The 25,005-nt window shown below is 57.5% G+C and carries 25 protein-coding genes and 2 pseudogenes; 14 read left to right on the top strand and 13 right to left on the bottom strand.

Annotated elements, in window-relative coordinates:
* Window positions 1-26: 26 nt before the first annotated feature.
* The 7 genes from LRS06_RS23910 (at window position 27) to LRS06_RS23880 (ending at window position 4,324) form a co-directional block, all read left to right on the top strand.
* Window positions 27-353 (top strand): hypothetical protein, encoded by a 327-nt coding sequence (locus LRS06_RS23910; RefSeq protein WP_257873798.1) that lies wholly within the window; start codon window positions 27-29, stop codon window positions 351-353.
* 4 nt (window positions 354-357) lie between these two features.
* Window positions 358-1,044, top strand: a complete 687-nt coding sequence (locus LRS06_RS23905; RefSeq protein ID WP_257873797.1) for a type IV secretory system conjugative DNA transfer family protein — start codon at window positions 358-360, stop codon at window positions 1,042-1,044.
* Window positions 1,041-2,186, top strand: coding sequence for a type IV secretory system conjugative DNA transfer family protein (locus LRS06_RS23900; protein WP_257873796.1), 1,146 nt, complete (start codon window positions 1,041-1,043; stop codon window positions 2,184-2,186). Before LRS06_RS23905 ends, LRS06_RS23900 begins: the two co-directional genes overlap by 4 nt.
* A complete protein-coding gene (locus LRS06_RS23895; protein WP_257873795.1) occupies window positions 2,180-2,308 on the top strand; it encodes a hypothetical protein in 129 nt (42 codons plus the stop codon). Before LRS06_RS23900 ends, LRS06_RS23895 begins: the two co-directional genes overlap by 7 nt.
* 100 nt (window positions 2,309-2,408) lie before the next feature.
* Window positions 2,409-2,660 carry a hypothetical protein gene (locus LRS06_RS23890; protein ID WP_073112438.1) on the top strand — a complete coding sequence of 84 codons (252 nt, stop codon included), beginning with the start codon at window positions 2,409-2,411 and terminating at the stop codon, window positions 2,658-2,660.
* Between the two features lie 18 nt (window positions 2,661-2,678).
* Complete coding sequence (locus LRS06_RS23885) at window positions 2,679-4,088, top strand: Fic family protein (RefSeq protein WP_257873794.1); 1,410 nt, start codon at window positions 2,679-2,681, stop codon at window positions 4,086-4,088.
* A 20-nt stretch (window positions 4,089-4,108) separates the two neighbouring features.
* Window positions 4,109-4,324, top strand: a complete 216-nt coding sequence (locus LRS06_RS23880) for a hypothetical protein (protein ID WP_257873793.1) — start codon at window positions 4,109-4,111, stop codon at window positions 4,322-4,324.
* A gap of 58 nt (window positions 4,325-4,382) precedes the next feature.
* Here the strand turns inward: LRS06_RS23880 and LRS06_RS23875 are convergent, their stop codons facing one another.
* Window positions 4,383-4,922, bottom strand: a complete 540-nt coding sequence (locus tag LRS06_RS23875) for a hypothetical protein (RefSeq protein ID WP_257873792.1) — start codon at window positions 4,920-4,922, stop codon at window positions 4,383-4,385.
* Between the two features lie 155 nt (window positions 4,923-5,077).
* The gene (locus tag LRS06_RS23870) at window positions 5,078-5,473 is read right to left on the bottom strand and encodes a hypothetical protein (protein WP_257873791.1); all 396 of its coding nucleotides are present in this window, start codon (window positions 5,471-5,473) and stop codon (window positions 5,078-5,080) included.
* A 446-nt stretch (window positions 5,474-5,919) separates the two neighbouring features.
* Here LRS06_RS23870 and LRS06_RS23865 point away from each other — a divergent pair, with 446 nt between their 5' ends.
* From LRS06_RS23865 to LRS06_RS23840, 6 genes and pseudogenes are all read left to right on the top strand, one after another.
* Window positions 5,920-8,883, top strand: coding sequence for a type I restriction endonuclease subunit R (locus LRS06_RS23865; RefSeq protein ID WP_257873790.1), 2,964 nt, complete (start codon window positions 5,920-5,922; stop codon window positions 8,881-8,883).
* Entirely contained in the window at window positions 8,876-9,865 is a 990-nt protein-coding gene (locus LRS06_RS23860; RefSeq protein ID WP_257873789.1) for a YhcG family protein, read from the top strand. The genes LRS06_RS23865 and LRS06_RS23860 overlap by 8 nt, the downstream gene beginning before the upstream one ends.
* A gap of 23 nt (window positions 9,866-9,888) precedes the next feature.
* Window positions 9,889-11,139, top strand: coding sequence for a restriction endonuclease subunit S (locus LRS06_RS23855; RefSeq protein ID WP_257873788.1), 1,251 nt, complete (start codon window positions 9,889-9,891; stop codon window positions 11,137-11,139).
* On the top strand, window positions 11,136-12,239 hold the full coding sequence (locus LRS06_RS23850; protein ID WP_257873787.1) for an AAA family ATPase: 1,104 nt from the start codon (window positions 11,136-11,138) through the stop codon (window positions 12,237-12,239). Before LRS06_RS23855 ends, LRS06_RS23850 begins: the two co-directional genes overlap by 4 nt.
* Window positions 12,240-12,314: 75 nt before the next feature.
* Window positions 12,315-13,109: pseudogene (locus LRS06_RS23845) on the top strand (N-6 DNA methylase); the annotation flags it as partial.
* An 86-nt stretch (window positions 13,110-13,195) separates the two neighbouring features.
* Window positions 13,196-13,864: an SAM-dependent methyltransferase gene (locus LRS06_RS23840; RefSeq protein WP_257873786.1), complete on the top strand. Its 669-nt coding sequence runs from the start codon at window positions 13,196-13,198 to the stop codon at window positions 13,862-13,864.
* 255 nt (window positions 13,865-14,119) lie between these two features.
* Here LRS06_RS23840 and LRS06_RS23835 read toward each other — a convergent pair whose 3' ends face one another.
* From LRS06_RS23835 to LRS06_RS23785, 11 genes and pseudogenes are all read right to left on the bottom strand, one after another.
* Window positions 14,120-14,653, bottom strand: a complete 534-nt coding sequence (locus LRS06_RS23835; protein ID WP_257873785.1) for a hypothetical protein — start codon at window positions 14,651-14,653, stop codon at window positions 14,120-14,122.
* A 59-nt stretch (window positions 14,654-14,712) separates the two neighbouring features.
* Window positions 14,713-15,642 (bottom strand): hypothetical protein, encoded by a 930-nt coding sequence (locus tag LRS06_RS23830; protein ID WP_257873784.1) that lies wholly within the window; start codon window positions 15,640-15,642, stop codon window positions 14,713-14,715.
* 77 nt (window positions 15,643-15,719) lie between these two features.
* Entirely contained in the window at window positions 15,720-17,492 is a 1,773-nt protein-coding gene (locus LRS06_RS23825; RefSeq protein ID WP_257873783.1) for an ATP-binding protein, read from the bottom strand.
* A gap of 211 nt (window positions 17,493-17,703) precedes the next feature.
* Window positions 17,704-17,853, bottom strand: coding sequence for a hypothetical protein (locus LRS06_RS23820; protein ID WP_257873782.1), 150 nt, complete (start codon window positions 17,851-17,853; stop codon window positions 17,704-17,706).
* The gene (locus LRS06_RS23815; RefSeq protein ID WP_257873781.1) at window positions 17,841-18,755 is read right to left on the bottom strand and encodes a hypothetical protein; all 915 of its coding nucleotides are present in this window, start codon (window positions 18,753-18,755) and stop codon (window positions 17,841-17,843) included. The genes LRS06_RS23820 and LRS06_RS23815 overlap by 13 nt, the downstream gene beginning before the upstream one ends.
* A 348-nt stretch (window positions 18,756-19,103) precedes the next feature.
* Entirely contained in the window at window positions 19,104-19,646 is a 543-nt protein-coding gene (locus LRS06_RS23810; protein ID WP_257873780.1) for a hypothetical protein, read from the bottom strand.
* Window positions 19,647-19,843: 197 nt separating this feature from the next.
* Window positions 19,844-20,275, bottom strand: a complete 432-nt coding sequence (locus LRS06_RS23805; RefSeq protein ID WP_257873779.1) for a Mov34/MPN/PAD-1 family protein — start codon at window positions 20,273-20,275, stop codon at window positions 19,844-19,846.
* A 178-nt stretch (window positions 20,276-20,453) separates the two neighbouring features.
* A complete protein-coding gene (locus tag LRS06_RS23800; protein ID WP_257873778.1) occupies window positions 20,454-20,879 on the bottom strand; it encodes a response regulator in 426 nt (141 codons plus the stop codon).
* A 5-nt stretch (window positions 20,880-20,884) separates the two neighbouring features.
* On the bottom strand, window positions 20,885-21,247 hold the full coding sequence (locus tag LRS06_RS23795; protein WP_257873885.1) for an ATP-binding protein: 363 nt from the start codon (window positions 21,245-21,247) through the stop codon (window positions 20,885-20,887).
* A gap of 158 nt (window positions 21,248-21,405) precedes the next feature.
* Window positions 21,406-21,996 (bottom strand): annotated as a pseudogene (locus tag LRS06_RS25685) (PAS domain-containing protein); the annotation flags it as partial.
* Between the two features lie 137 nt (window positions 21,997-22,133).
* Complete coding sequence (locus tag LRS06_RS23785; RefSeq protein WP_257873776.1) at window positions 22,134-23,411, bottom strand: PAS domain-containing protein; 1,278 nt, start codon at window positions 23,409-23,411, stop codon at window positions 22,134-22,136.
* Between the two features lie 397 nt (window positions 23,412-23,808).
* Here LRS06_RS23785 and LRS06_RS23780 point away from each other — a divergent pair, with 397 nt between their 5' ends.
* On the top strand, window positions 23,809-24,894 hold the full coding sequence (locus LRS06_RS23780; RefSeq protein WP_257873775.1) for an IS110 family transposase: 1,086 nt from the start codon (window positions 23,809-23,811) through the stop codon (window positions 24,892-24,894).
* Window positions 24,895-25,005: the final 111 nt, after the last annotated feature.

The following is a 25,005-nucleotide window of genomic DNA, read 5'->3' as shown; positions in this document are numbered from 1 at the left end:
CCTTTCCAACAACCCTCTACACAGTTATGTCTAGCCAACCACCCAGGGCCGCGCCCAACACCCAGAACGTCGGTCTGATTTTCGCCCTGCTACTGCTGGCCATCATCGGCGGCGAGTATTACACGCTGCTGCATCGTGACGAGATAGCCCAGGCCCGGGCCGTGCAGCTCACCCAGCCCGAGATAAAGGCCCTTACTCCCAAGGAAAAACTCGCCGCCCGGATTGCCGCCATCAATGAGCGCCAGCGGCAGCGCAGGATTGCCAAGGCGCAGCTCGAAGCTGGCCAGGTAGTAGGGGAGGGGAGCACAGGCTGCCGTATCCGCGACTCACGCCACCGACCAGGCGCTGAGTAAAAGCGTGGCCCGCGCCGAGGCTGTAGCGAAGGCGGGCCAGGGGTTCAAGTCGAAGCTGCTGGTGAAGGCGGCCAAGTTCTACGGCCCGGCCGGGGTGTGGCTGCGGGCACTGCTGCTGCTGGCGGGCCTCGTGCTGGTGTTCGTGCAGAAGGCCCCGGCTACGGTGCCGGGCAAGCCGAAGCGCAAGCCCATCAACCAAAAGGCATTCCGTGTGGTGGCCGGAGTAGGCGCGGCCGTGTTCCTGATTGCTGGCTACGTGCTGCTGAATATGCACCACTACACGCCCGGCTTTATCACGTTCGGGTATCCGGGTGCCGCTACTGCCGTACTGGCCAGCTGTGGGCTGGTGGGGCTGTTGTGGGCCACTACCAAGCGCCCGGCCTTCGGGCTGACCACCGAGCGCAAGAAGATAGAAACGCCGGACGGCATCTATTTCCGCACGGCAGATGGTGGTTGGATAACCATTGCCAACCCCTACCGGGGCACGCTGGTACTGGGCGGGGCCGGCGCGGGCAAGACCTTCTCGATAGGGGAGCCGATGGTAGAGCAGTTTGCCTACAAGAATTTCGCCGGCCTCATCTACGACTTTAAGTTTCCGGTGCTGGCGGAAACCGCGCAGAAAGCCTTGGTTTTGGCCGAGCGCCAGCGCGAGAAGAGAAGCAGCAGGCAGCGAAGTATGCCGATAGCATGATGGGCAAGGCCACGGCCAAGCTGACCACTGCCGAGCAGGAGCAGGACGAGCCGCCGGTACAGCTGCACATCATCAACTTCCGGGACCTGACGCGCAGTGAGCGGGTGAACCCGCTGCGGCCCGATGATATGCCCGTGGTAGCCTTTGCCGAGGAGTACAGCCGGGCCATCATCAATAACCTGAATCCATCCAGCATCCGCAAGATGGAGTTCTTCGATACCAGCGCCGTGGCGTATCTGACCAGCATCATCTGGTTTTACCGCAAGCACTACCCGGCGCTGTGCACCATTCCCCACGTCGTAGCTACGGCGATGCACGACGACTTCAAGCACGTTTTGAGTATGCTCGATACAGACCTAGAGAGTGGCGACCTGGCTAGGTCCATCATTACTGCCGTGAAGCAAAAAGCGGAAAAGCAGATAGCCGCCGTCGTGGGCACGCTGCAGGTGATTCTAACCCGGATTAACAGCCCGCAAATCGTGTGGGTGCTGACGCCCAACGAAGCCGAGGGGGAAGGCTTCTCGCTCAATCTGAATGACCCGAAGGCCCCTAAGCTGCTGTGCATCGGCAACGACCCCACCCTGAAGGAGACGTTTTCGCCGGTGGTGTCGTGCGTAATAACGGTAGCGCTGAAGCTGATGAACCAGCAGCGCAAGCACCGCAGCTACGTGTTCCTCGACGAGGCCGCGACCATCTACGTGCCCGGCCTGGAGGTGATACCGGCCACGGCCCGTAGCAACAAGGTGGCGATGGTGTACATGACGCAGGACCTGAGCCAGATGACGGATGCCTACGGAAAGGAGAAGATGCAGGTAATGGTGTCGAACCTGAACAACCAGTTTTTCGGCAAGGTGAACTCGCTGGAAACGGCCAAGTTCATTTCGGAGCTGGTAGGCCGCGAAGACAAGGAAATGATAAGCACCAGCACCGGCACGAGCCAGGGCGGTACCGGCAGCCGCAACAGCAGTTCCAACCAAAGCACCAGCTACCAGGAGCGCAACCTCGTTCGGGTGCAGGACACCATCGGCTTGCAGCAGGGGGAGTTCATCGGGCAGACGGTGGAAACCGAGAGCACCTTTTTCCAGGGTACTATCACCCGGCCCGAGTGGACGGGGAGCAGTTTCCCCTGCACCCGATGGTGAGCTTTGGTGGGCCAGACGACGACCCGGAGAAGGCCTTGGCCGACGCGGTGCAGGAAAATTTCATGCGGGTGCGCCAGGAGGTGCGGGATACGTTGGCCCTGCACGTAAACACCTTGGCATGAGGTGTAAAAATTGCTGCTGAATAACCTGAAAAAGGGCCAAAAAGCGACGTTCAAGCCCTGTTTTTCGTTTAAGTGATATCCACTCTCTTACCAGAATTCTATGCAAGTACCTACGTTTGCCCCCGCCGCCGCCGGCTTAACGCCCGAGCAGCTGAGCGCCCGCCAGGAGCGGGAGCGCCACGCCTCCAACTCGGTTTCTATTCTGATGAGCAACGGCCCCGCGCCCAGCGAGGAGGTAATGGCCCTGATGCAGCGCTACGTCGATGGGGAACTGACCTTAGACCAGGTGGACGAGCTGAATCGCGCCCGCCTGCAGGCCAAGTACGGCACGCCGGCAGCAACTGAGCAGTAACCCGTAATCACCCAGCGAATGGCAGCCAACGACAAGTTCAGCGACGAAAACGGGGTACTACTCAATAAATTCGGTATCAAGGATGCCGAAGTGCTACGGCAGGTGGAGAATGATAGCGCCTTGCCCAAGCTGGCCAAACTCAATGAGTCGGGCGGCATCCAGGGCGGGCAGTTTGACCATGCCCAGCTGAAAGAGCTACACAAAAAGCTTTTTGAGGACGTGTACCAGTGGGCCGGCGAGACGCGGGCTGACCGGGGATTTCAGGGTAACAAGGCCACCTACGTTACCGGCTTCAAGGAAACCATGACCTATGCCCCGCACAAGGAGATAGAGCAGCGGCTAGGGGCCATCGGGGAGCAGCTGGGTAAGGAGAACGGCTTGAAAGGCCTGGACCAAGACAAGTTCACCGAGCGGGCTGCCTACTACATGGACCAGTACAACCACACCCATGCTTTCCGCGAGGGCAACGGCCGCACCCTGCAGGCAATGGTTACCCAGTTGGGCAAGGAAGCTGGCTACCAGGTGGACTTTGGGAAAATCTCGCCCGAAGTGCTGAACCGCAGCCGCGACGAGGCAATGGTCCGGCTGTACCCCCCGGCCGAGGCCGATAAAAACCTCAAGCCCCTGCGGGAAATGTTGCAGCAGATAACGACGCCGGCCCCGGGAGTTGCGGCCGAAAAGCTGCGCACCCCCAGCTTGGCTGCCGCGCCCCCGGAATTGTCGCCGGCCATGAAGGCAATGGATGCCCGGCGGGAGTTGGAGGTGACCGGCTACCGGGCGGCGAACGTCATTGCCAATATGCCCGGCCCCGGCAATTATGACCAGGGCGTAAAGCTGGCCCAGCGGGTTTCAGCGGTTACCCATGACCCCGTCGCCATCAAAGGTCCCGGCATCATTGAAATGCAGCTGGCCGCTGACAAGATTCTGAAGCATCCCGGCATGAAGGATATGACGTTGGACTTGGAAGACGCCAGGCGGCTACGGGCTTCGTCGGTGCAGGTGGCGCAGCTGGCCGAGGGCAAGGAACTGGTGACACCTCAGCGGCAGCCGCAAGCCTCAGTACCGGCAGCCGCTGAGCGCACGGCTAACCCGGCTGCCATTGTGCCCAAAACCCACGAGGAGGCCCAGCCGCTCTTTATCAAAGCTGCCCGCGAGGTAGCCAGGGGCTTGGAAGAAAACGGCAAGGGACTCGATGCCGCCCGCCTGCGGGAGGTAGCCAGGTTTGTGGAGCGCAGCCCGGCTATTGCGGGCATGAACCAGGAAAACGCCCATAAGGCCATGCTGGCCGCCGGCAGCATCCCGAGCCTGAGCAGCAACAAGTACACCGACGAACTGCGCAACTCAGTTAGCGTGCTGGAAAAACCACCCAAAACGATTGACCGCGGTGGCCCTAACGTCGGCCGCGACAGTGGCGGAATTGAACGCTAACCCTACCTAACCACCCGACCATGCAAGACGACGAGCTAAGCTTTATGGAGGATATGATAGCCGGCACCGAGCTACTGATGTGCAGTACTTGCGGTGAGGAAACGCTCCATGCCCACGATGAGGTACTGGACGTGTCGCCCGTTGCCACGGAGTTGAGAATGCAGTGTACCTGCTGCCAGACCACCCGGACGTGGACGGACTGGACACCGCCTCACCAGCGTACTCAATCAAACTAAAAAGAGGCCCGGCTACAAGTAGCCGGGCCTCTTTTTACACCACTTCTTTGATAGTTATTTAGGGCCTTACCAGTGAAATAGCTTCCGGGTCCGGGTTTCCTCCCGCCGCCGCTATCCGCTCCTTAAGGCCCGCAATCCACCGCCCGGCCCCGTGATTGTCCTTTGGGTTAATCAGCACCAGGAACTCGAACAGGGCCAGCGCCTCGGTCCAGCGCTTCGCTTTCTGCAGCTCCACGCCCATGGCATAGTAGGCAGTTAGTACAAAGCCGTTGCCCGTGGATTCGTAGAGCAGCACATCCCGGCCTTCCTCGAAGGATTTGGGAAACAGCAGCCGGGCCTGCATAAATGCCTGCATCAGGTATGTGAGGCCCAGGCCGGGCGTCCGGTTGTTGAGCAGCATTCCCAGGTGCGACACCGCATCCAGGTGCAGCTCCCCGCAGGCGGCCATGATACGCCGGTAGATTTGCTCCGCTTCCAGCGGCGCGGCCGTGTGCAAAGCTTTGCCCTGCTGAAACAGCGCCTCATGCTGCAACACAACCGCTGGATACACCACGCGCCAGTGGCGCGGCTGGTACTCTATCATGCGGAGCTGGTCCATACGCGGGGCCGATGGGAAGGGGGAAAGCTTAAAAATACAGAGAAGTAGAATGCCTCGCTCCTCACGAGAAATTCTGTTCCAACTCTAGCGGCCCGTAAGTAGGCCAAAACTATGCTTGGCGTGCAAATCCGCCCGATTGGAAGATGGGTATGCCCCTATACTTCCGCGTCGAAGGCAGCTAGCTCCTGCTGAAAGCGGTCCAGACGGCCCTTCGTCTTCAGGAAGAGCATGTAGCACGTCTTGCCCCGTATCGGCCCGACATCGAAGCCCAGCAACATGGCTTGATAGCCGAACACGCCCAGCAGGTTCCGAATTAATTTAGGCTCCTGCTTAACCAGTGGACCATAGTACACCCGGTGCAACTGCTGTGCATCAACGGCCAGATTCAGGTCTGCGCAGCGGTCCAGTAGCTTGTGCAGGGCCGCCGGCTCGTAGGTGCGCAGATACCCCCGCACCAGGCGTAGTGCGTCCTCATACGTTACGGCAAACGAGGCGTCGAACGAGGGGAAATCAGCCTCAAATCGTTCGGCGGAATCATCATTAAACGTCATATAGTCCGGGGCAGTGCTAACATGATGGCAAAGATAGCAGGGGGGAATAAAGCGGATTTTGCAGTTGTTTCTTGAGTGCCGGAACATCTTGGAGTAGAGCACCAAGCAAAAAAGCCCACCCTCAACAGGGTGGGCTTCCGGTCAAACAGCAAGTTGAAGCATATGACCGAGGAATTATACGGTACCAACCAAACAGCACCGGCAAAGCCGATGTGGCGGATACTTTTTTGGCAAGGCAAAGATTCGGCTTTTTGAAAGAAAAGACAACCTCAATGCTTCGTGCTACTGAAAGGGCCCAGCCGCATCGGCTATTCTGACGATATTGCGCCATTAGGCTGCGGAAGCGGGAAATCAGTTCTGAGGGGCACTTCCGAGTCCAATTTCAGCTAGGTAGTTTTACGGATAAAAAGCCGGTGTCAAGCCCCGGCAAACAGCAACTATACTCCATGGTCAACGAAGCGCAGATAGAATACGGCTTTATCGGGGAGCTAACCCGGCTGAAATACATTCACCGGCCCGATATCCGCACCAAAGATGCGTTGGAAGCCAACTTTCGCCAAAAGTTTGAGGCCCTGAACTGTGTGCAGCTCTCTGATGCAGAGTTCAGCCGCCTACGGGATGAAATTGTGAATCCCGACGTGTTCCTGGCCTCCAAAACGCTGCGGGGCAAGAACACCTTTATCCGGGAAGACGGGACGCCGCTGAATTATACCCTCGTCAACATCAAGGAGTGGTGCAAGAACGATTTTGAGGTGGTGAACCAGCTACGCATCAGCACCGCCAGCAGCCACCACCGCTACGATGTCATCCTGCTCATCAACGGCCTGCCGATGGTGCAGCTGGAACTGAAGACGCTGGAAGTGACGCCGCGCCGCGCCATGCAGCAAATTGTGGACTACAAGGCCGACCCCGGCAACGGCTACACCAATACGCTGCTGTGCTTCATTCAGCTGTTCATCGTCTCCAACCGGTCCACTACCTTCTATTTCGCCAACAACCGCGCCCAGCACTTCAGCTTTTCGGCCGACGAGCAGTTCCTGCCCGTGTACCAGTACGCGGACATCGACAATCGGAACATCAGCGGCCTGCATGACTTCGCCTCTACTTTTCTGGCCAAGTGTACGCTGGCCGAAACCATCAGCCGCTACATGGTGCTGGTGGAAAGCGAGCAGCGGCTACTGGTGATGCGCCCCTACCAGATTTACGCGGTGAAGGCTATTGTCGACTGCATTCACCAGAACCGGGGCAACGGCTACATCTGGCACACCACCGGCAGCGGCAAGACGCTCACGTCCTTCAAGGCCTCGACGCTGCTCAAGGACAACCCCGACATCGAGAAATGCCTCTTTGTGGTGGACCGTAAAGACCTGGACCGTCAGACCCGTGAGGAGTTCAACCGGTTTCAGGAAGGCTGCGTGGAGGAGAATACCAACACCGGGGCCCTGGTTCGCCGGCTGCTCTCTCCCGACTACGCCGACAAGGTCATCGTGACCACTATCCAGAAGCTCGGTATTGCCCTCGACCCCAGCCACCGCCAGGACTACAAGGGGCAGTTGCAACCGCTGCGCGATAAGCGCGTGGTCTTCATCTTCGATGAGTGCCACCGCTCGCAGTTCGGCGAAAACCACCAGGCCATCAAGGAGTTTTTCCCGAAGGCCCAGCTTTTTGGCTTCACGGGCACGCCCATTTTCGAGGAAAACGCCACCTACACTCAGGTAGACGGGCAGGAAGGGTCTTTCAAGACCACGGAAGACATTTTCCAGAAGCGCCTGCACGCCTACACCATCACCCACGCCATTGAAGACAAGAACGTGCTGCGCTTTCACGTCGACTACTTCAAGCCCGATGGCAAGACGCCGGCCCGGTCCGGAGCGGCCCCCGCGCAGGCGGCCGTGGTAGAAGCCATTTTGCACAAGCACGATGCCGCCACCCACCACCGCCGCTTCAATGCGGTGCTGGCTACGCAGAGCATCAACGACGCCATTGCTTACTACCGCCTCTTCCGGGAAGCGCAGCAGCGCCGGCTGGAAGCCGACCCCGATTTCCTGCCCCTGAACGTGGCCTGCGTGTTTTCGCCCCCCGCCGAGGGCAACCCCGACGTGCGGCAGCTGCAGGAAGACCTGCAACAGGAAAAGCAAGACAACCAGGAAGACCCCGAAGGCAAGAAGGCGGCCCTCAAAACCATTATTGCCGACTATAACGCCCAGTACAGCACCAGCCACACCATCGGCGAGTTCGATAGGTACTACCAGGATGTGCAGCAGCGCATCAAAGACCAGAAGTGGCCGGTGGCCGACTACCCGCGCCCGAAACGCATCGACCTCACCATTGTGGTGGATATGCTGCTCACCGGCTTCGACTCGAAGTACCTCAACACGCTGTACGTGGATAAGAATCTGCGGCACCACGGCCTGATTCAGGCGTTTTCGCGCACCAACCGCGTGCTCAACGATACCAAGCCCTACGGAAACGTGCTCGACTTCCGGCAGCAGCAGCCGGCCGTTGACGCGGCCATTGCTCTGTTTTCCGGCGTGGATAAGAGCCGCGCTAAGGAAATCTGGCTGGTGGACCCCGCGCCCGTGGTGCTGAAACGCTACGAGGCCGCCGTGCAGCAGTTGGAAACCTTTATGCAGGCCCAGGGCCTCACCGCTGCCCCCCAGGACGTAGCCAACCTGAAGGGCGACGCCGCCCGGGGCCAGTTCGTGGAGAAGTTCAAGGAAGTGCAGCGGTTGCGCACCCAGCTCGACCAGTACACCGACCTGGGCGCGCCCGAGCAGCAGCAGCTCGAAACCCTGCTGCCCACCGACGACCTGCGCGCCTTTCGCAGCCAATATCTGGAAACGGCCAAGCGCCTGCGCGACCAGCAGGGCAAAGGCGGCACCGACAATCCGGCGGTGGACCAGCTCGACTTTGAGTTCGTGCTCTTCGCTTCGGCTGTGATTGACTACGATTACATCATGGGCCTGATGGCGGCCAGCACCGGGCAGGCTCCGCAGAAGCAGAAGCTCACCCGCGAGCAGATTATTGCCCTGCTGGGCTCCAGCGCCAACCTCATGGACGAGGCCGACGACCTGACCGACTACTTTGCCGGCCTGCCCACCAACCGCGGTTTCAGCGAGGCCGAAATCCGCGAGGGCTTCCAGGCCTTCAAGCAGCAGAAAACCGCCGCTGAGCAGGCCACTATTGCCGCCCGCCACGGGCTGGCACCGGAGGCCCTCACGGCTTTCGTGGACGGCATTCTGCGGCGCATGATTTTCGATGGCGAGGCGCTGGGCGACCTGCTGGCCCCGCTGGGCCTGGGCTGGAAAACCCGCGCCGCCAAGGAAGGCGAGCTGATGACCGAACTCATTCCCCTGTTGAAGAAACTGGCTCAGGGCCGCGAAATTTCCGGGCTGGCAGTATATGAGTAAGCTGACGACCGATAACCAGCCGGCGTTTGAGGAGCTACTGGGCCGCATCCGGCAGACGCGGCAGGCCGTCTTCGCGCAGGCGAATACCGCGCTGATTGACTTATACTGGTCGGTAGGCCAGGTTATCAGCCAGAAGGTGCAGCGCGAGGCGTGGGGCAAGGGTGTGGTGGCTGAGCTGGCCCGCCACATTGCCCGGCACGCGCCGGAGCTAAAGGGCTTCAGCGACAAAAACCTGTGGCGCATGAAGCAGTTCTACGAAACCTACGCGGCCGACACTGCCCTCGTTCGGCTGGTGCGGGAGCTGCCTTGGTCGCACAATCTGGCCATTTTTTCGCGGTGCAAGACCCCGGACGAGCGAGCGTTCTACCTGCACCTGGCCCGGGAGAAAAAATACGGCTTCCGGGAGCTTGACCGCCAGATTTCGGCGAGCTTGTTTGAGCGCAGCCGGCTAGGGGAGGCAAAACTCTCAACGGTGTTGAGAGAATTACACCCCACTGCTGGCCAGGCGTTTAAAGACAGCTACGTGCTGGAGTTTCTGGGCTTGCCCGAAGCGCACAGCGAGGCCGACCTGCAAAAAGCGCTGCTCCGGCACATGAAAGCTTTTATCCTAGAGCTGGGCAGCGACTTTATCTTTGTGGGCGAGGAATACCGGCTGCAGGTAGGCAACCAGGATTTTTACATCGACCTGCTGTTCTTCCACCGGGGCCTAGCGGCACTGGTGGCTTTTGAGCTGAAGATTGGCCGGTTTATGCCCGAACACCTGGGCCAGCTGGGCTTTTACCTCGAAGCCCTTGACCGCGACGTGAGAAAGCCCCACGAGAACCCCAGCATCGGGGTGCTGCTGTGCCGCGACCAGGACGAGGAAGTGGTGGAGTACGCTCTTTCACGCAACCTTTCGCCCGCCCTCATTGCCCAATACACCTTGCAGCTGCCCGATAAAAAGCTGTTGCAAGCCCGCCTGCACGAAATTCTAACCCGCTAACTGCCGGCCGATAACGACAACCTATGAGTAACGAGACAACAAATACGGCGGTGCCGAAACTGCGCTTTCCGGAGTTCCGGGAGGCAGGAGAGTGGGAAGAGAAGCAAATAAAAGACCTATTTGACTCAGGGAATAAAGCAGAAAAAGGTGGTTTGTTCGACAATGAAAGAATTATCACTGTTCGACTGCATGGCCTAGGCGTTGTGAAAAATGATAGGGCCGCAGCGCTAACTGGCGGCACAAATTATTTCAAGCGCGAGACGGGCCAATTTATTTTTTCTAAAATTGATTTGTTGAATGGTGCCTTCGGATTGGTGCCAGAGAAACTGAATGGATTTGTTTCTTCGGCTGATATTCCTGCACTGACTTTTAAAAATCAAGAAAGCGCAGGCTTCTTTCTTAACTGGATGCTCGCCAGTTATAAAACGCTTGCATTAGAAAGGACTGGCACTAGCACGACTCTGAAACGAATTTCAAAGGAAGGCTTTCTCAGTTCTGCTATCTGGCTACCAAGTGTAAAAGAACAACAGAAGATAGCCGCTACTTTTTCTTCCCTCGACGACCTCATCACCGCGCAAAATGCTAAGCTGGCAGCGCTCCAAGCACACAAGAGGGGGCTAATGCAGGCACTCTTTCCCGCCGAAGGAGAAACGGTGCCCAAGCTAAGGTTTTCAGAGTTTCAGGATGCGGGGGAGTGGGAAGAGAAGAAGTTCGGGCAACTTGGTAACCTTGTTTCTGGCCTAACATATAGTCCCAAAGATGTTAGGGAAAATGGTTTGCTTGTGTTGAGGTCAAGTAACGTTCAAAACGGCAAAATTGCTCTTGACGATTGTGTGTATGTTACACCAACGGTTAAGGGAGCAAACCTGTCAAAACCAAACGATATTCTGATTTGCGTTCGAAACGGCTCCAAAGCGTTGATTGGTAAAAATGCCCTTATTCCTGACGGAATGCCGCTATGTACTCATGGCGCATTCATGACTGTTTTTAGGTCACCTAATCCAGCTTTCGTTTTCCAACTTCTTCAGAGTGATTCATACAACAAGCAGGTTTCTGAAGATTTAGGAGCAACAATTAATTCCATAAATGGAAACCAGCTACTTAAATACATATTTTATGTTCCCGAACTAGAGGAACAAAAGAAAATTGCCGAGTGCCTTTCCGCTCTCGATGACAGTATCACGGCGCAAAGCCAAAAGATAGAAGCCCTCAAACTTCATAAGAAAGGGTTGATGCAGAGGCTGTTTCCAGCGCTACTTGAGGCCGCCGTATGACATTTCCCACCTTAGCCGAGCTGGCCACGCATTTCCGGGCCACGCTGGCAAATAAGAAGTACATCCTGCTCTACGCCTACAACGGCACGGGCAAAACGCGCCTATCGGTGGCGTTCAAAGACGCGGGCAAAACCGCCGACGCGGCCGATACCCTCTACTTCAATGCGTTTACGGAAGACCTGTTTTCCTGGCACAACGATTTGGAGAACGACACCGAGCGCCGCCTGCTCCTAAACACAGAGTCGCGCTTTTTTAACGGGCTGCGGGAGCTGGAGATGGACAACCGCATCCGCCCGCTCCTGCAGCGCTACGCCGATTTCGACTTCACCATCGACTACGAGGCGGGCTTCGTCCAGTTTCACCGCGACATTCGGGTAGCGGACGCCACGGAGCGCGCCGACTTCATCAAAGTGAGCCGGGGCGAAGAAAACATCTTCGTCTGGTGCTTTTTTCTAGCCGTGGCCCAGCTGGCCGTGGATGCGGAAGAGGGCAGCGCCTACAGCTGGGTGAAGTACCTCTACATCGACGACCCGATTTCTTCGCTCGACGACAACAATGCCATTGCCGTGGCCAGCCACCTGGCCCAACTGCTCAAACGGCCGGGCAATACCATCAAAACGGTTATATCCTCGCACCACTCGCTTTTCTTCAATGTGATGCACAACGAGCTGGGCAACGCCGTGAAGTATTTCCTGAGCAAGAACACCGCCGATGGCACCTACGCGGTGCAGGACACCACCGATACGCCATTCTTCCACCACGTTTCGCTTATCCGCGACCTGTACCAGGCCGCCACCGCACCCGACGGCAAGCTGTACACCTACCAGTTCAACATCTTGCGCGGCGTGCTAGAAAAAACGGCTAGCTTCCACGGGTTCGGCAATTTTTCGGCCTGCATCCGGCAAGCCCCCGACGACGTGGACGGCAACGTCCACGCCCGCATCATCAACATTCTCAGCCACGGCAATTATTCGCTGTTTGAGCCCCGGGAAATGCTGCCGGAAAACAAAGAATATTTCCGGCGCATCCTCACTGATTTCATGACCAATTACCGCTTCAATCCGGCCCTGTTTCCGGAAGTAAGCCCCGTTACTGCCTAACCATGAGTACCCAAAACCAACAACAACAGCTGGGCAAAACCCTCTGGAACATTGCCGACCAGTTGCGGGGGCGCGATGAACGCCGACGACTTCCGCGACTACATGCTGTCGTTCCTGTTCCTGCGCTACCTCTCCGATAACTACGAAACCGCCGCGAAAAAGGAGCTGGGCACCGATTACCCGGACACCCCGGCGGATGTCCTGAAAACGTTGGGCGCCTTCACCCCGCTCGAAATCTGGTACGGTGAGAACCGCGCCGACGTGCCCGCGTTTGAGCAGCTCATGCGCCGCCGCGTGCACTACGTGATAGAGCCGCAACACCTGTGGAGCCACATTGCCGAGCTAGCCCGTACCCACAGCACCGACCTGCTCGACACCCTCGAAAAGGGCTTCAAGTTCATCGAAACCCAATCCTTCGACAGCACTTTCCAGGGCCTGTTTTCGGAAATCAACCTCAACTCCGAAAAGCTGGGCCGCACCTACGCCGAGCGCAACGCCAAGCTCTGCAACATCATCCAGAAAATCGCCGAAGGCATCGGCGGCTTCTCGACTGACGCCGACACGCTGGGCGACGCCTACGAGTACCTCATCGGCCAGTTTGCATCAGGTTCGGGTAAGAAGGCCGGCGAGTTCTACACGCCCCAGCCTATTTCAACCATCCTGTCCGACATCGTAGTACTCGACGGCCAGAACCCCGCCGCTGGCAAGCGCGCCAAGCTGGAAAGAGTTCTGGACATCACTTGTGGGTCGGGCTCGTTGCTGCTGAATGTTCGGAAACATATGGGCCCGCACGGCATAGGCAAGATTTACGGTCAGGAACTCAACATTACCACCTACAACCTGGCGCGCATGAACATGCTGCTCCACGGCGTGAAGGATACCGAGTTTGAAATTCACCACGGCGACTCCCTCAAAAACGACTGGGACGTACTGAACGAGATGAACCCCGCCAAAAGATGGAGTTCGATGCCATCGTGGCCAATCCGCCGTTCAGCTACCGCTGGGAGCCCGCCGAGTCCCTGGGCGAGGATTTCCGCTTCAAGGGCTACGGCCTCGCGCCCAAGTCGGCTGCCGACTTTGCCTTTTTACTGCACGGCTTCCACTTCCTAAGTCAGGAAGGGACGATGGCCATCATCCTGCCCCACGGCGTGCTGTTCCGGGGTGGGGCCGAGGAGCGCATCCGTACCAAGCTGCTCAAGGACGGTCACATCGATACGGTCATCGGCCTGCCAGCCAACCTGTTCTTCTCCACTGGCATCCCGGTCTGCATCCTGGTGCTGAAAAAGTGCAAGAAGCCCAACGATGTCCTATTTATCAATGCCAGCGAGCAGTACGAGAAAGGCAAGCGCCAGAACTTTCTGCGCCAGGGCGACATCGACAAAATAGTAGCCACCTACCGGGACCGTACCAAAGAAGACCGTTATTCCCGCCCAGTGCCCATGGCGGAGATTGAGCAAAACGGCTACAATCTGAATATCTCGCGCTACGTGAGCACCGCCACGTCAGCCGAGACGATTGACCTGCAGGCTGTGCATGATACGCTGGTAGCTATTGAAGAGAAGGCAGCGGATGCCGCCAACCGGCACAATCAGTTTCTGCAAGAGTTGGGGTTGCCGCTTATTTAAGAAGGCAGGAAAGAACAACGAGACGCTTTTCGTCTCGTTGGCTTTTCGGTAACCGCTCCAAAGCATTGAACTGTATTTGATTGTACTTGCTGCGCGGGATGCGTGGGATTCGTTCTTTCGTTTTGTCAAACAAATAGGACCTTGGTTGAAAGCGTAGTCCACGCTTTTAACCAAGGTCCTACCTGTTTATTAAGAAACGCGACAAGTTAACCCAGCTCCCACAAAACAACTACAGATTGTTGGGTACCTCTATTCCTAGCGTTGCATTGTGCTTATGGGTTTACGCATGGTAAGAACTCGACTCACCATATAAACGGCACGAATTATTGGCCCCATAAGCAGAAAGAAGCTTAAAATAAGAGAGGCTTTACTAAGCCAATCAGGCAGCACTGACCACAAGAACTTAATAATAGCCAGCATGGAAAATGCCGTGAAAAGCTCGATGCTGGCCCACAAAAAGGCACCCACAACTGTGATGTACAGGTCTGTTACAAAGAAAGCCTCGAACCCATCTGCAGGATGGTAGTTTTTAGAGCTTTCGGCAGTTGATGCACTTTTTTGGGCAAGTGACTCCTGAAATTTAGCGCGATAGTTTTCTCCAACAGAGATGAGTAGTGCTAAAGCCGTAAAGACAAAACCGGCCATAGAAATGCTTGCTGAGCAAAGTTGGTCGGCAAACGAAGCCAGAGAATCTTTGGTCAGAACAAGCCCTGAACGCTTGCGCAAGTAGTCTTGAATGAACCAACCCCCAATGGCCACGACTATGCCTATCACTAAGTCGTGGCGCATGGGAAAAACGGAAATAGCGGTCGGCCCAAACCGTGAGCAACGGAGTTGGTTTGCCGTAGTTACTCATTGGTCGCATATTGAATAGCAGCGTCCACTAAGCGAGCTGTCACGTCAGTGCTATCAATGACGCGGCTATATCCAGGTACAGTGGCAGCTTGTATATCGAGCCGTAACTCAGCAGAAAGTAAATCGAAGGGCTTTATACTTCCACCCGTGCCACTGTCTTCGGCTGTGGCTTCCAACAAATCAAAGTCTGTCATGCGCTCCGGGGCATCTTGAAAAGCATGGACTAAATCCAGAACCGCACCTCTGGCCTGCTGCAAAGTTGTTTGCTGGCTGTAATTGAATTTGTATTTGACTTCAATGTATTCCGCTTGGTCAAAACCATTGGAAGCATTCAGACCCGAAACCACACCTGTAGGAGCATACTGATTGATTCGGTTCAGATTCTCTCTATACACCCGCATTTTCAACGACGAGACTCGCCCAATTTGGTTGAGAATGGCTTCATGGTTTCCATCTCGCACTACCAAAGAGGCTACAATCTTAGCCAAATCACCCACACCGGCATTTGGGGCATGATGCCTGAGTATCTTAACCAAATCGCCTACCCTAGGACCGAAATGGTTATACTCAATTGCTAATCGGGGTGGATGGTTACCCCGGCCAAAAGCAATGGCGAAGTGGGTTGTTTCTATTAAGCCTTCATTCGCTGCCATCAGCAAATCTCTGTCTGTATCATTATCCAGGTCAGTGATTCGAGCAAGTGCATTCTCACGAATGAAAACCAAATGACCAGAAATTACATTCTGCGGATTGAATTGCAGGAAGCGAAAGCACGCTAATCGGTCAACACGCTGCTGGCAACGAGAGCGACCAACAAGACCTCGGGCATATCGAAATATTTCCCGCCAATTGCTGATAGCATCACCATTACGGTCGAGAAACTCTAAATCGTAGAAGTAAACTGTGCGTTTAATTGTGGGCATAGATTTTCATTTTAGAGACTACTGAGCACGCTTCCGCAATGGAATAAACGTTGAATTTATGTGACTGCCAGGGGCTGTTAGGAATGCCTTACTGGGTGATTTAACTCCTCCAAAAGCCAGTTCAGCATCGTGAAGGCCGAGCTGATAACATCGTTGAATGTTAAAATTTCGACTTTTTCCCCCAGTCCGTATTGAGCTGCTACGTTCGATTTACCGCCAATAAGCATGATATGCATTGCCGCCCCCGGTAGGTAAGCCGATAATGCCTGCCGGTAGTCTTCGGCCTGAGCTACATCGGCGCGGGTAACGGTATGCGAAGGCCGCTTAAACTCAATGAGTAGGTACTGACGCGACCGGTCTTGATTGAGCAGCAAATCCGGCCTGTTACGGGCATTTTCACCACTGTACTCGCGCTTACCGGTTATCTTTTCAACGGTTGATACCAATGTCCTGTTGGATGTCATTAAGGAATACTCCGCACCGAGCAGCCAAAGGTTTTTCTCAAACGCTAAGTGTAGGTCTTTTTCTTGGGTTTCGGGGTTGTTGACTAACTCTTGCAGTTTAGTCAGGAACTGAAGCCGGAAGGATGCTTGGCGCGAAATCATAGCTAACTCGACCAGACCAAACTTGTTCAAGGCTTCGGCAAATGTGGCCACGTCGGCGTACTGAGCCTCATCTAGGCGTTTGATGATTTCCCAGTACTCGTCTTTTTCAATGGTGTCAAGTAGCACCCGAATGAGCGTTTGCAGCTTCTGTTCGGGCAGAGCATAAAAAGTGGTTAGCACTCGGTCAAGCGCTTTGCGGGCGTAGTCACGCTTATAAGCGGGTAGCCGCCGTAACTCCTGGTCCACCTGCTTTTGCAGCCGGGCTTTTGCCAGGCTGATTTCGTTTTTAAACACCCCGCGCAGGGCCGCTTCCAACTTGGGGCGTACGTACTCTTCCAGAATCTGCACGGGCTTGCTGTTTTCAATCAGCGCACCCCAATCTGCTGTTACGTAGTCTAATAACTCATCGGCTTCTACTTCGCCATATACCCGCTTGAGTAGCTTGGCGGGTATCTCGCCCCCATTATCTTCGAGGCCGAAAAAGCTGGGTTTGCCGACCGTTTTTCCGCCTACTCGCACCGCAAGTCCTGGTTGGCGTAGCGATTGATTAGTTTCAGAAATGACAAAACGTAGTGTCACACTGCCCAAGCCCTCTAACACATCGGTGAAAGTAAAAACCTTGCCTTTCACGTCGGATACATCCAGCTTATCGCCATTCACATAAATAGTGAATTGGTCTTGCCGGCCGTATTCCATAATGAGTACCAGCCGCAAACGGTCAGGGTTGGGGAATACCAAGTTTTGGTTGATATCCCGAATGCGGATGGTAGTGCCATGTTCCTCCTGATTGCATTCCTCCTCAATAACTGGCAAGTCGACGTCCTCAATGTCATGCTTGGCGGCCGCCAGCACTTTCTTTTCAATGTGGACGGTCGTTCGTTTTCCTCGCGCCCGTGTTTCCACTAACATCAGGCTGCCGACAAATAAGCCCGCAAACTTGCCTATGCCTTTCCTGCCTTTCACCATGCGACCGTTTTGGGTAGTATTTCCTTTGCGGTCCCGTCGGTTATTGGCAATGATAAGATACTCGTTGCGCACCTCTTCCGGGGTCATGCCTGTCCCATCGTCCCGAAACTCAATAGTGGCATCCTCAGTTAAGATTGAGGGCAATACAATCCAGACGTTCTTGGCTTCTGCATCCCAAGCGTTGTCAACTAGCTCGCGTAGCGCAAATTCAGAAGAACGATAGTTCTCGCCCAGCAGAGCCGCCAGCTTGGGGTGGACTTTGAATGTCGTCTTCTTCATGAATAGCCGAGGAAATAGATGCAAGCTAAGTCGATAGAGTCAAAGGCGTATAATAGCACAATTTCTTTTATATGTGATGATTTTTAAAGTGGCAGTAAATAGGGGAATCTGTAAAAAGTGGCACTTACAAGTAACACTATACAATTCCGCTGTCTATAGGCGTTTGTTTGTAGTAAACGAGGGGCGCCATATCAAGCTCTACTCGTCAATATCACAACCCCAACGCTTGAGCAGCATTATAAGAAACCACGTTGTTGAGCTGCGTGTAGCGCTCAATCATGGCATCCGTTTTCTGCTTGGTCTGGTTCTTAATGGCCTTATGGGATTGCCCATTTAGCACGGCTACCGTCACAAAGGACACGCGCAGTGAGTGGGCTGAGTAAGCCGGCCCGAGGCGCTTTTGCACCAACTTGTTGATGGAAATGTCCGAGAGCCGCTTGTCGAAGGAGCAGCCATCTGCCCCGGAGTCGCCCGCGGAATCTTCACGAACAGTGGACCCGTGGTCCGGCCCAGCAGATTAAGCCAGGCCCGGAGGCAGCGCACGGGGCAGAAATCCGCATTAGGGGCGTAGAAAATGGCTTTGTCTTCCACCGCGCCATACTGATTGGTCTTGCTTTTGGCCAGATGCACCAGCAAGGCCCGCTCCGTAAATTCCAGCTGCTCGATGTTGAGGTCCACCAACTCGGAGCGTCGGAAAGCCCCCGCGAAGCCGACTAGCAGCAGTGCCCGGTCCCGCAGGCCCGCCGTCGTTTCCAGGTCGATGCTACGAATGGCTTGTTTCAACTCCTCGACGGTGAAGGCCAGCGCCTGGTCCTGCCGCTTGCCCAGGGTGCGGGCAATGCCTTCCATGACGATGTTGAGCGCATCCACCGTCGCCGGCATCGGGTGGCCGCTGAGCTGATGCGCCTTGCGGATGGCGGCCAAGTGCCGCCGGATAGTGGCCAGCGCGTGCGGCCCGGTGAGGGGTTGTTGTCCCTTCTTTTTCTCCCTACCGCCCCCAGCATCTGGAGTCGGCTTTTCAGAAGCCAGGTGGGCAACGTATTCCGTCAGGGTGGTGACGTCGGCCGGCACTGCCGTAAAGCCGTGCAGCGCGCAAAACTCGGCGTAAGTATTTAGGTCAGACTTGTAGGCTCGCTCCGTGTTGGCGGCACCCTGCAGGCCCGTTTCCAGGAAGCCGGCTACTTTGGATGAAGCCCGCGCCAGGTTGGCAGCGACTGCTGACCCTGTCGTTACGGCCGGCACGTTGCGTGGGGATTTACTCATGGTTCGGGGTGAAGGGCAACGTTGAGCAACGCATGGAGAAGGCCATACTTAGAAGGTGGTATCGTCCATGAAGTTCACCCAGCGCAGGTAATCTGTTTCGCTGAGCTGGTGAGCCATATAGTCATGTACTGAGTGGCCCCGTTGGGTGAGAATAAAATCCTGAAACGAGGGGAGCCGCCCGCCCAGCACGCAGCCATGCCCCGCCGTAACAGCAGCACCCGAATGGCCGAGGGGTGACTATCCACCCACCTGATATATTCTTCCGGCGTAGGCTTATAAGCGCGGGCTTGCTGCAGGTAGGCCAGCGCCTGAGTTGTCACGCGCTCAACAAAGTCCAGTTGACTCATATTACTTAACAGTCCAGTGGTAGCCACGCCGGTAAGCCCAGAGCACGAGGTTGGGGGCAATGTCTTCCGTGAAGCGGTAACGGGAATACGTGTAGAGGGCGAACAGCCCCGGCACCACCCATACCAAAACCGGGTGAGCGGCCTTGACGGTGTGCACGATGAACAGGTGCAGCAGCAGCGACGGGATGAAGCAGGCCACCAGTAGGCAAAGCGTGAACGGCAGCAGCCAGTGCCGGGTGCCGCGCAGGCGCAGGCCGATAGCCACTCCTTTAAGTAAATAGAGCAGCGCGTAGAAGCCGTAGGCCAGCGCCCCGATGCTCAGCAGCCGGGCATACCCGAAACCCGGCCCGAGAAAATCCAGGTTGGTTGTCAGCACCAGGCCCAGCACTAGGAATGGAGCCAGCACCAGCGTTTCGACTACCAAGCGAAAGCCCAGGCCCAGCACCACGGCTAGTCCGTTGCCAATAGCCTTACCGTTTTGATAGGACTGTCGAATGTTGGGCGCGTTGCGGCCAACCTCGTAGCCATCTTCGTAGTCAGACATGGTGTTATAAATTGCGGGTGAGAGTCGCATAGTGATGGAAGCTTTTACCAGTAATATTTGCCTTTAAGTTAAGCTAAAAAAACAAGTTATGATAATTAAGTATTATCATAACTTGTTCTGAAAGGTAAAAAGAACTGTGGTGGGATACGCTCCCTCAACTAAAATCTGTTGCTTTCTCTGTTAGCCAGCTTAACTGATTAATACTTTAAAACGGTACATCTGGTGAAAGCCGATTTAAAAGAGAAGAGAGACTTCTTGTAAGAATGTGCCCAGGCACGCAATTCCAAAGGACGGGTGCCCAAAATCATCATCAGGGGCGTCTGTAAACGAGCTTCCTTGTGATTGGCTATGGCGCTCAAGGTTTCCTCATCCCGAAAGCTCATGTACGCAGCTGCCCCCGGATGCGTGTGCCAATCGCCCAGGTACGTTTCGGTGCGTCCGGACTGGGCATACAGTCGTGCAATTTCCTGCTCGTGGTAGGCGCTATCCGGGCGGAAAGACCGCTTCTTATGCACGGCCTTGGGCCCCGGCCCAATGACGGCCGTGATAACGGCCTCAGTCGCCGAGCCCCAATAGCCCATTAGGATGCCGCCCGTTTCAAAGGGTATTTTTCGTACCGTCTCCTCCAAAATTGGCCTTGGTTAAAAGTTTGGTACAAAGGTTAAACGAGCGTCCTGGATGAAGGCCACTACTGGAGTCCTTCTATCACGAAGTGCAGCGCATCATTGAGCGCGCTATTCATCCTGAATTGGGAAACCGCTGCATGCTTAGAGATGGTCTCTTACTTGTTTGGCTGGGGGCTGCTCATTAGCTGGCGGGGCTTGCTTGGCCGAAGTGCTCCTGGAGCACCTGGTTGACTTTGTCGCGGGTGAGGGGCTTGGTGAGGTAGCCGGCGATGGGCAGGCCCTGCATCTGCTCGACGTCGTTGGGGTTGAGGGAGGTAGTGAGCATGATGATGACCACCGAGGGGTTTTCCCGTTCGGGCCGTTGGGCGTAGGCCTGCAGGAACTCGAAGCCGTTCATGCGCGGCATTTTCATGTCGAGCAGAATCAGGGCCGGACAGGTGGGCGAAGTGGGCAGCTCGCAGTGGGCTTGCAGCAGGTCCAGGGCTTCCTGGCCGTTTTGGGCCACCAGGACGGCGTCGCTGATGGCCATGCGCCGAAGCAGGGTTTGGTTGAGAAAGTTGGTGGTGTCGTCGTCGTCGACGAGCAGGGTGCAGGAGATGGCAGCCATGAACTTTAGGAAGGGACGTAAGCAGGGAACGGGGGCGCGCCGGCCTCGGCAGTGGTGTGGGGCAGGTAGACGAAAAAGGTGGTGCCGGCGCCGAGCTGCGAGTGCACCTCGATGCGGCCGCCCGCGTTCTCGACCATGCGCTTGACCATGTAGAGGCCGATGCCCGTGCCGTCGACGTGGTCGTGGAAGCGCTGGAACATGGTGAACAGCCGGGGTAACTGGCTCTCCGCGATGCCGAGGCCGTTGTCGTGCACTTCGAGCACGGTGTGGCCCGGGCGCACGTGGCCCCGCACGTCGACGCGCGGCGGGCGGTCGGGCGAATGGTACTTGACGGCGTTGCTGAGCAGGTTGTAGACGATGCTGCGCAGGTTTTTTCGGAAAACTGCACGGGCGGCAGCGCGTTCACGTCAATGAACAGCTTGGCCCCGGCACCCTCCAGCAGCGTCGCCAGGTCCAGGCGCACGTCCTCGACGACGGCGGCCAGGTCGACCAGGGTGGTGGCGGGGGCGTGCTCCTTTTGCAGCTTGGAGACTTCGGTGAGGTGGTCGATGGTGCGCTTGAAGCGCTCCACCGACTCGGACATGCGCGTGAGCGTGGGGCCGACTTCCGGGTCCTGGGCCACGGCCGGGGGCAGCTCCTCCTGCAGCAGGTAAAGTAGCCCCTCGATGTTGGAGATGGGGGCCTTGAGGTCGTGGGAGGCCGTGTAAATGAAGTTGTCGAGGTCGACGTTGGTGCGGGTGAGCTGCTGGTTGCTGTCACTCAACTCCGCGTTGGTGGACTGCAACGCTTGGTTGAGGACGTCGACCTGCTGGCGGGCCCGGACCTGGGTGGTGACGTCCAGGGCCACACAGGAGATGCGCGTCACCTGCCCGTGCTCGTCGCGCAGGGGCTGGAAGGCAAAGGTGAAGTAGCCCACCTCGTCCGGCGCCTGGGGGTCCAGCTGCGCGGCAAACTCTTCGACGAACATGGACTCGCCTTGTTCCCACACCCGCCGCAGCAGTTCGGGCACGCCCTGGCTGGTCAACTCCGGCAGCACCTCGAAGTAGGGCCGCCCCAGGCACTGCTCCGCGGTGCGCTTAATAACGTGCGTCATGGTCGGGTTGATGACCTCAAACACGTAGTCCGGGCCGCGCACCACCCAAATGCCGGCGGGGGCCTGCGCAAAGACGTCCGTGAGCAGCTGCCGCTGGATTTCGCGCTCCCGGCGGGCGAGCACCTGCTCGGTGACCTCGAAGGCAAAGATGCTGACGCCCGCTATCTGCTCGTTTTCGCGGTAGGCTTGGTAGGTAAAGTTGAAGTACAGCGTGCGGGGGGCTCACCGTTCACCGGCACGGGCGCAAAGGGCGCCTCGGCCCCGAAGTAGGTTTCGCCGGTGTGGTAGACGCGGTCCAGCAGCGCCCCAAAGCCTTGCGCGGCCAATTCAGGCGCGGCGTCCGCCACCTCGCGGCCCGCCAGTGGCCCCGCGGAAAAAAAGGCCTGGTAGGCGGCGTTGACGTACTCAAAGCGGTGGCCGGGGCCGCGCAGCAAGGCAATGGGGGCCGGGGTTTGCGCGAACACCTCGTGGAGCAGGGTTTGCTGGTCGGCCTGCCGCCGGGCGGCGGCGAGCAGGTCAGCCTGCAGGATTAAGGCTTCCTGGGTGCGCGCCTGCACGCGGGTCTCCAAGTCTTGGTTGAGTTGCTCGAGCTGCTGGCGGGCCCGCACTTGCTCGGTGACGTCGGTGCCCACGGACCGAATGCCGATGACGCGGCCGTCCGGCAGAAATTCGGGCTGGAACACGAAGTTCCAGTACACTTCCTGCCGCTGCCCGTGCCGGACGAGGGTGGTGGGCTGCTCGTGGGCCGTGTGGGCGGTGCCGGTGGCGTAGACCCGGTCGAAGAGGGCCACCACCTCGGGGGTAGCGGCCTCGGGCAGCACCTCGAACACCGGCCGGCCGAGCACGTCGGGGAGCGGGCGGTCCCAAATGGCCAGCGTGGCGGCGTTGGCCAGCTCCACGCGGTGCTGCGGCCCGCGGTACACGGCCACCGCCACGGGAGCCTGCTCTACGAAGCTGCGCAGGGCGTTGCGCTGCTCCTCGGCCTCGGAGCGCAGAGCTTGCTCGCGGGCCTGGCTGTCGCGCAGGGCCAGCTCGACGGCGCTGCGGTCCTGGTCAGACGTGTCGGTGAAGCTGACGACGAGCCAGTCGCCGCTGCGCCGGGCCGCCAGGCGGAAGTAGTTGTCGAGGCCGTCAGCCTGGTAGTTGATTTCGTGCAGGCCGGTGTACCCGTCGGTGTAGACGCGCCGGTAGTAGACTAGGATGCCAGCGGCCATGGAGGCGGGGAAGCGGGTGAGCAGCGTGCCGCCGGGCTGGGCCGAGAGGCCGGTCATGCGCTGGCCGGCGGGGTTGAGGTACTCGATGGCAAAATCTTCGATTTCCCCGGCCGGGTCGTACACCGGGCGCAGCACGTTGACGCCGGTGAGCGAGACGTCGAGCAGGTCATGCAGGAGGCTGTCGGGAAAGGGCAGGGAAGTTGAGGCGGGGGAACCGGGAGCCATGAAGCGACGGGGAAGGCGGGAAGAAAGGACAGCGCAACGTAAAGGTTACCAGCAGCCATTTAACAATCAGGAAGTACGGAAGCTGGGCTGCAGCAACCGAACTAGCCAGGAAAGAAAACGAGAGAACCAGTCCAAAGCTCGGCCGTTTAACTCGTATGATTGTGCTGCCTTTCCGCAAAGGGTAGCTGGAGCAGGAAGCAGGGGCACCACGTTTAACTAAACGCGCGGCGGCGGCCGTGACGTTGCACAAAAGAAAGCGTGCCCTGCTTCCGTTTTGCCTGAAGACTGCACAGTATGGAGGGAGCCCACGCCGCGCGCCGGCATCCCGTATTTGCACGAGACAAGTTGTGGCAAAACCCTGGCCGGCTGATGGTTTTACCCACTTACCGCTCGCCCCATGCCCCTAGCAAAACAGGAGATTACCCCGCTCAAGTACGTCGTCGGCATTGACATCGCGAAGAGTTCGTTTGTGGCCTGCCTGGGCCAAGTGGACAGCCGCCAGTGTCTGCATTTCGGCAAGGAAACTACTTTTGAGAACACGCCAATCGGCTTTACTGACCTGCTGCACTGGGTGACCCGGCAGCAACAGGTGGCCGCTCCGCTCTGGTTTGTGGTCGAAGCCACCGGCGTCTACTACGAGGAGCTGGCGTACTTTTTGGCCGATCAGCAGCAGCTACTCAGCGTGCTGTTGCCCAACAAAGTCAAGCATTTTGCCCGCAGCACCGAACTCAAGAGCAAGACCGATCAACTCGACGCGCGCTTGCTGTGCCGGCTGGGGCTGGAGCGGGCGTTGCCGGCCTGGCAGCCGCCTACGCCAGCGCTGCGGCAACTGCGGGCGCTGGCCCGCGAGCGGCAGGTGTTGACCAAACAGGGGGCGCAGCTCAAGGCCCGCGTGCACGCCTACCAGCACAGTTACCAACCTGACAGCCGCACGCTGGCACGTCTGGCCGCCCAACAGCAACTGGTGCAGGAGCAGGTAGCGGCCCTGGATCAAGATCTGGCCGAGCTTCAGGCGGCCGAGCCGGAGCTGGCGCGCAAGCTGCAGCAGCTGACGAGCATTCCCGGAATTGGGCTGACGACGGCCGTCATCGTGGTGGCCGAAACCAGCGGCTTTGCTCTGGTCGAGAACGAGCGTCAACTCGCCTCCTATGCCGGCTTGGACGTGGTGCAGCGGCAAAGCGGCCTCTCGGCGCACGCGACGCGCATCTCCAAGCGCGGCAACACGCGCCTACGTACGGCGCTTTATTTGCCCGCGCTCAGCAGCCTGCGCCATAACCCGCGGCAAATCGCCTTTTATGCCCGATTACGTACCCGCCACCCCAGCGGCAAGCCCGGCGTCATTGCCGTTATGCGCAAACTGCTTGTGCTCTGCTACGCGCTCTGGAAAACGGACCGGGTGTATGATCCTGATTACCCCACTGCCCACCTAGTGGGGCAAGAAATAGCCCCGGCCACCGAAGTGGGCCGAGGCTACGCAGGATGAACGCGCACGTCCTCCTTCAGAGACTCGAAGATAAATAAAGACGGCTGATCGCTTGCTTGCCATCACAGTATCTTTTGTACCAAACTTTTAACCAAGGCCAAAATTGCCACG

Source organism: Hymenobacter sp. J193, from assembly GCF_024700075.1.
Lineage (GTDB): Bacteria > Bacteroidota > Bacteroidia > Cytophagales > Hymenobacteraceae > Hymenobacter.
This window is presented reverse-complemented; position numbering and strand designations above follow the sequence as displayed.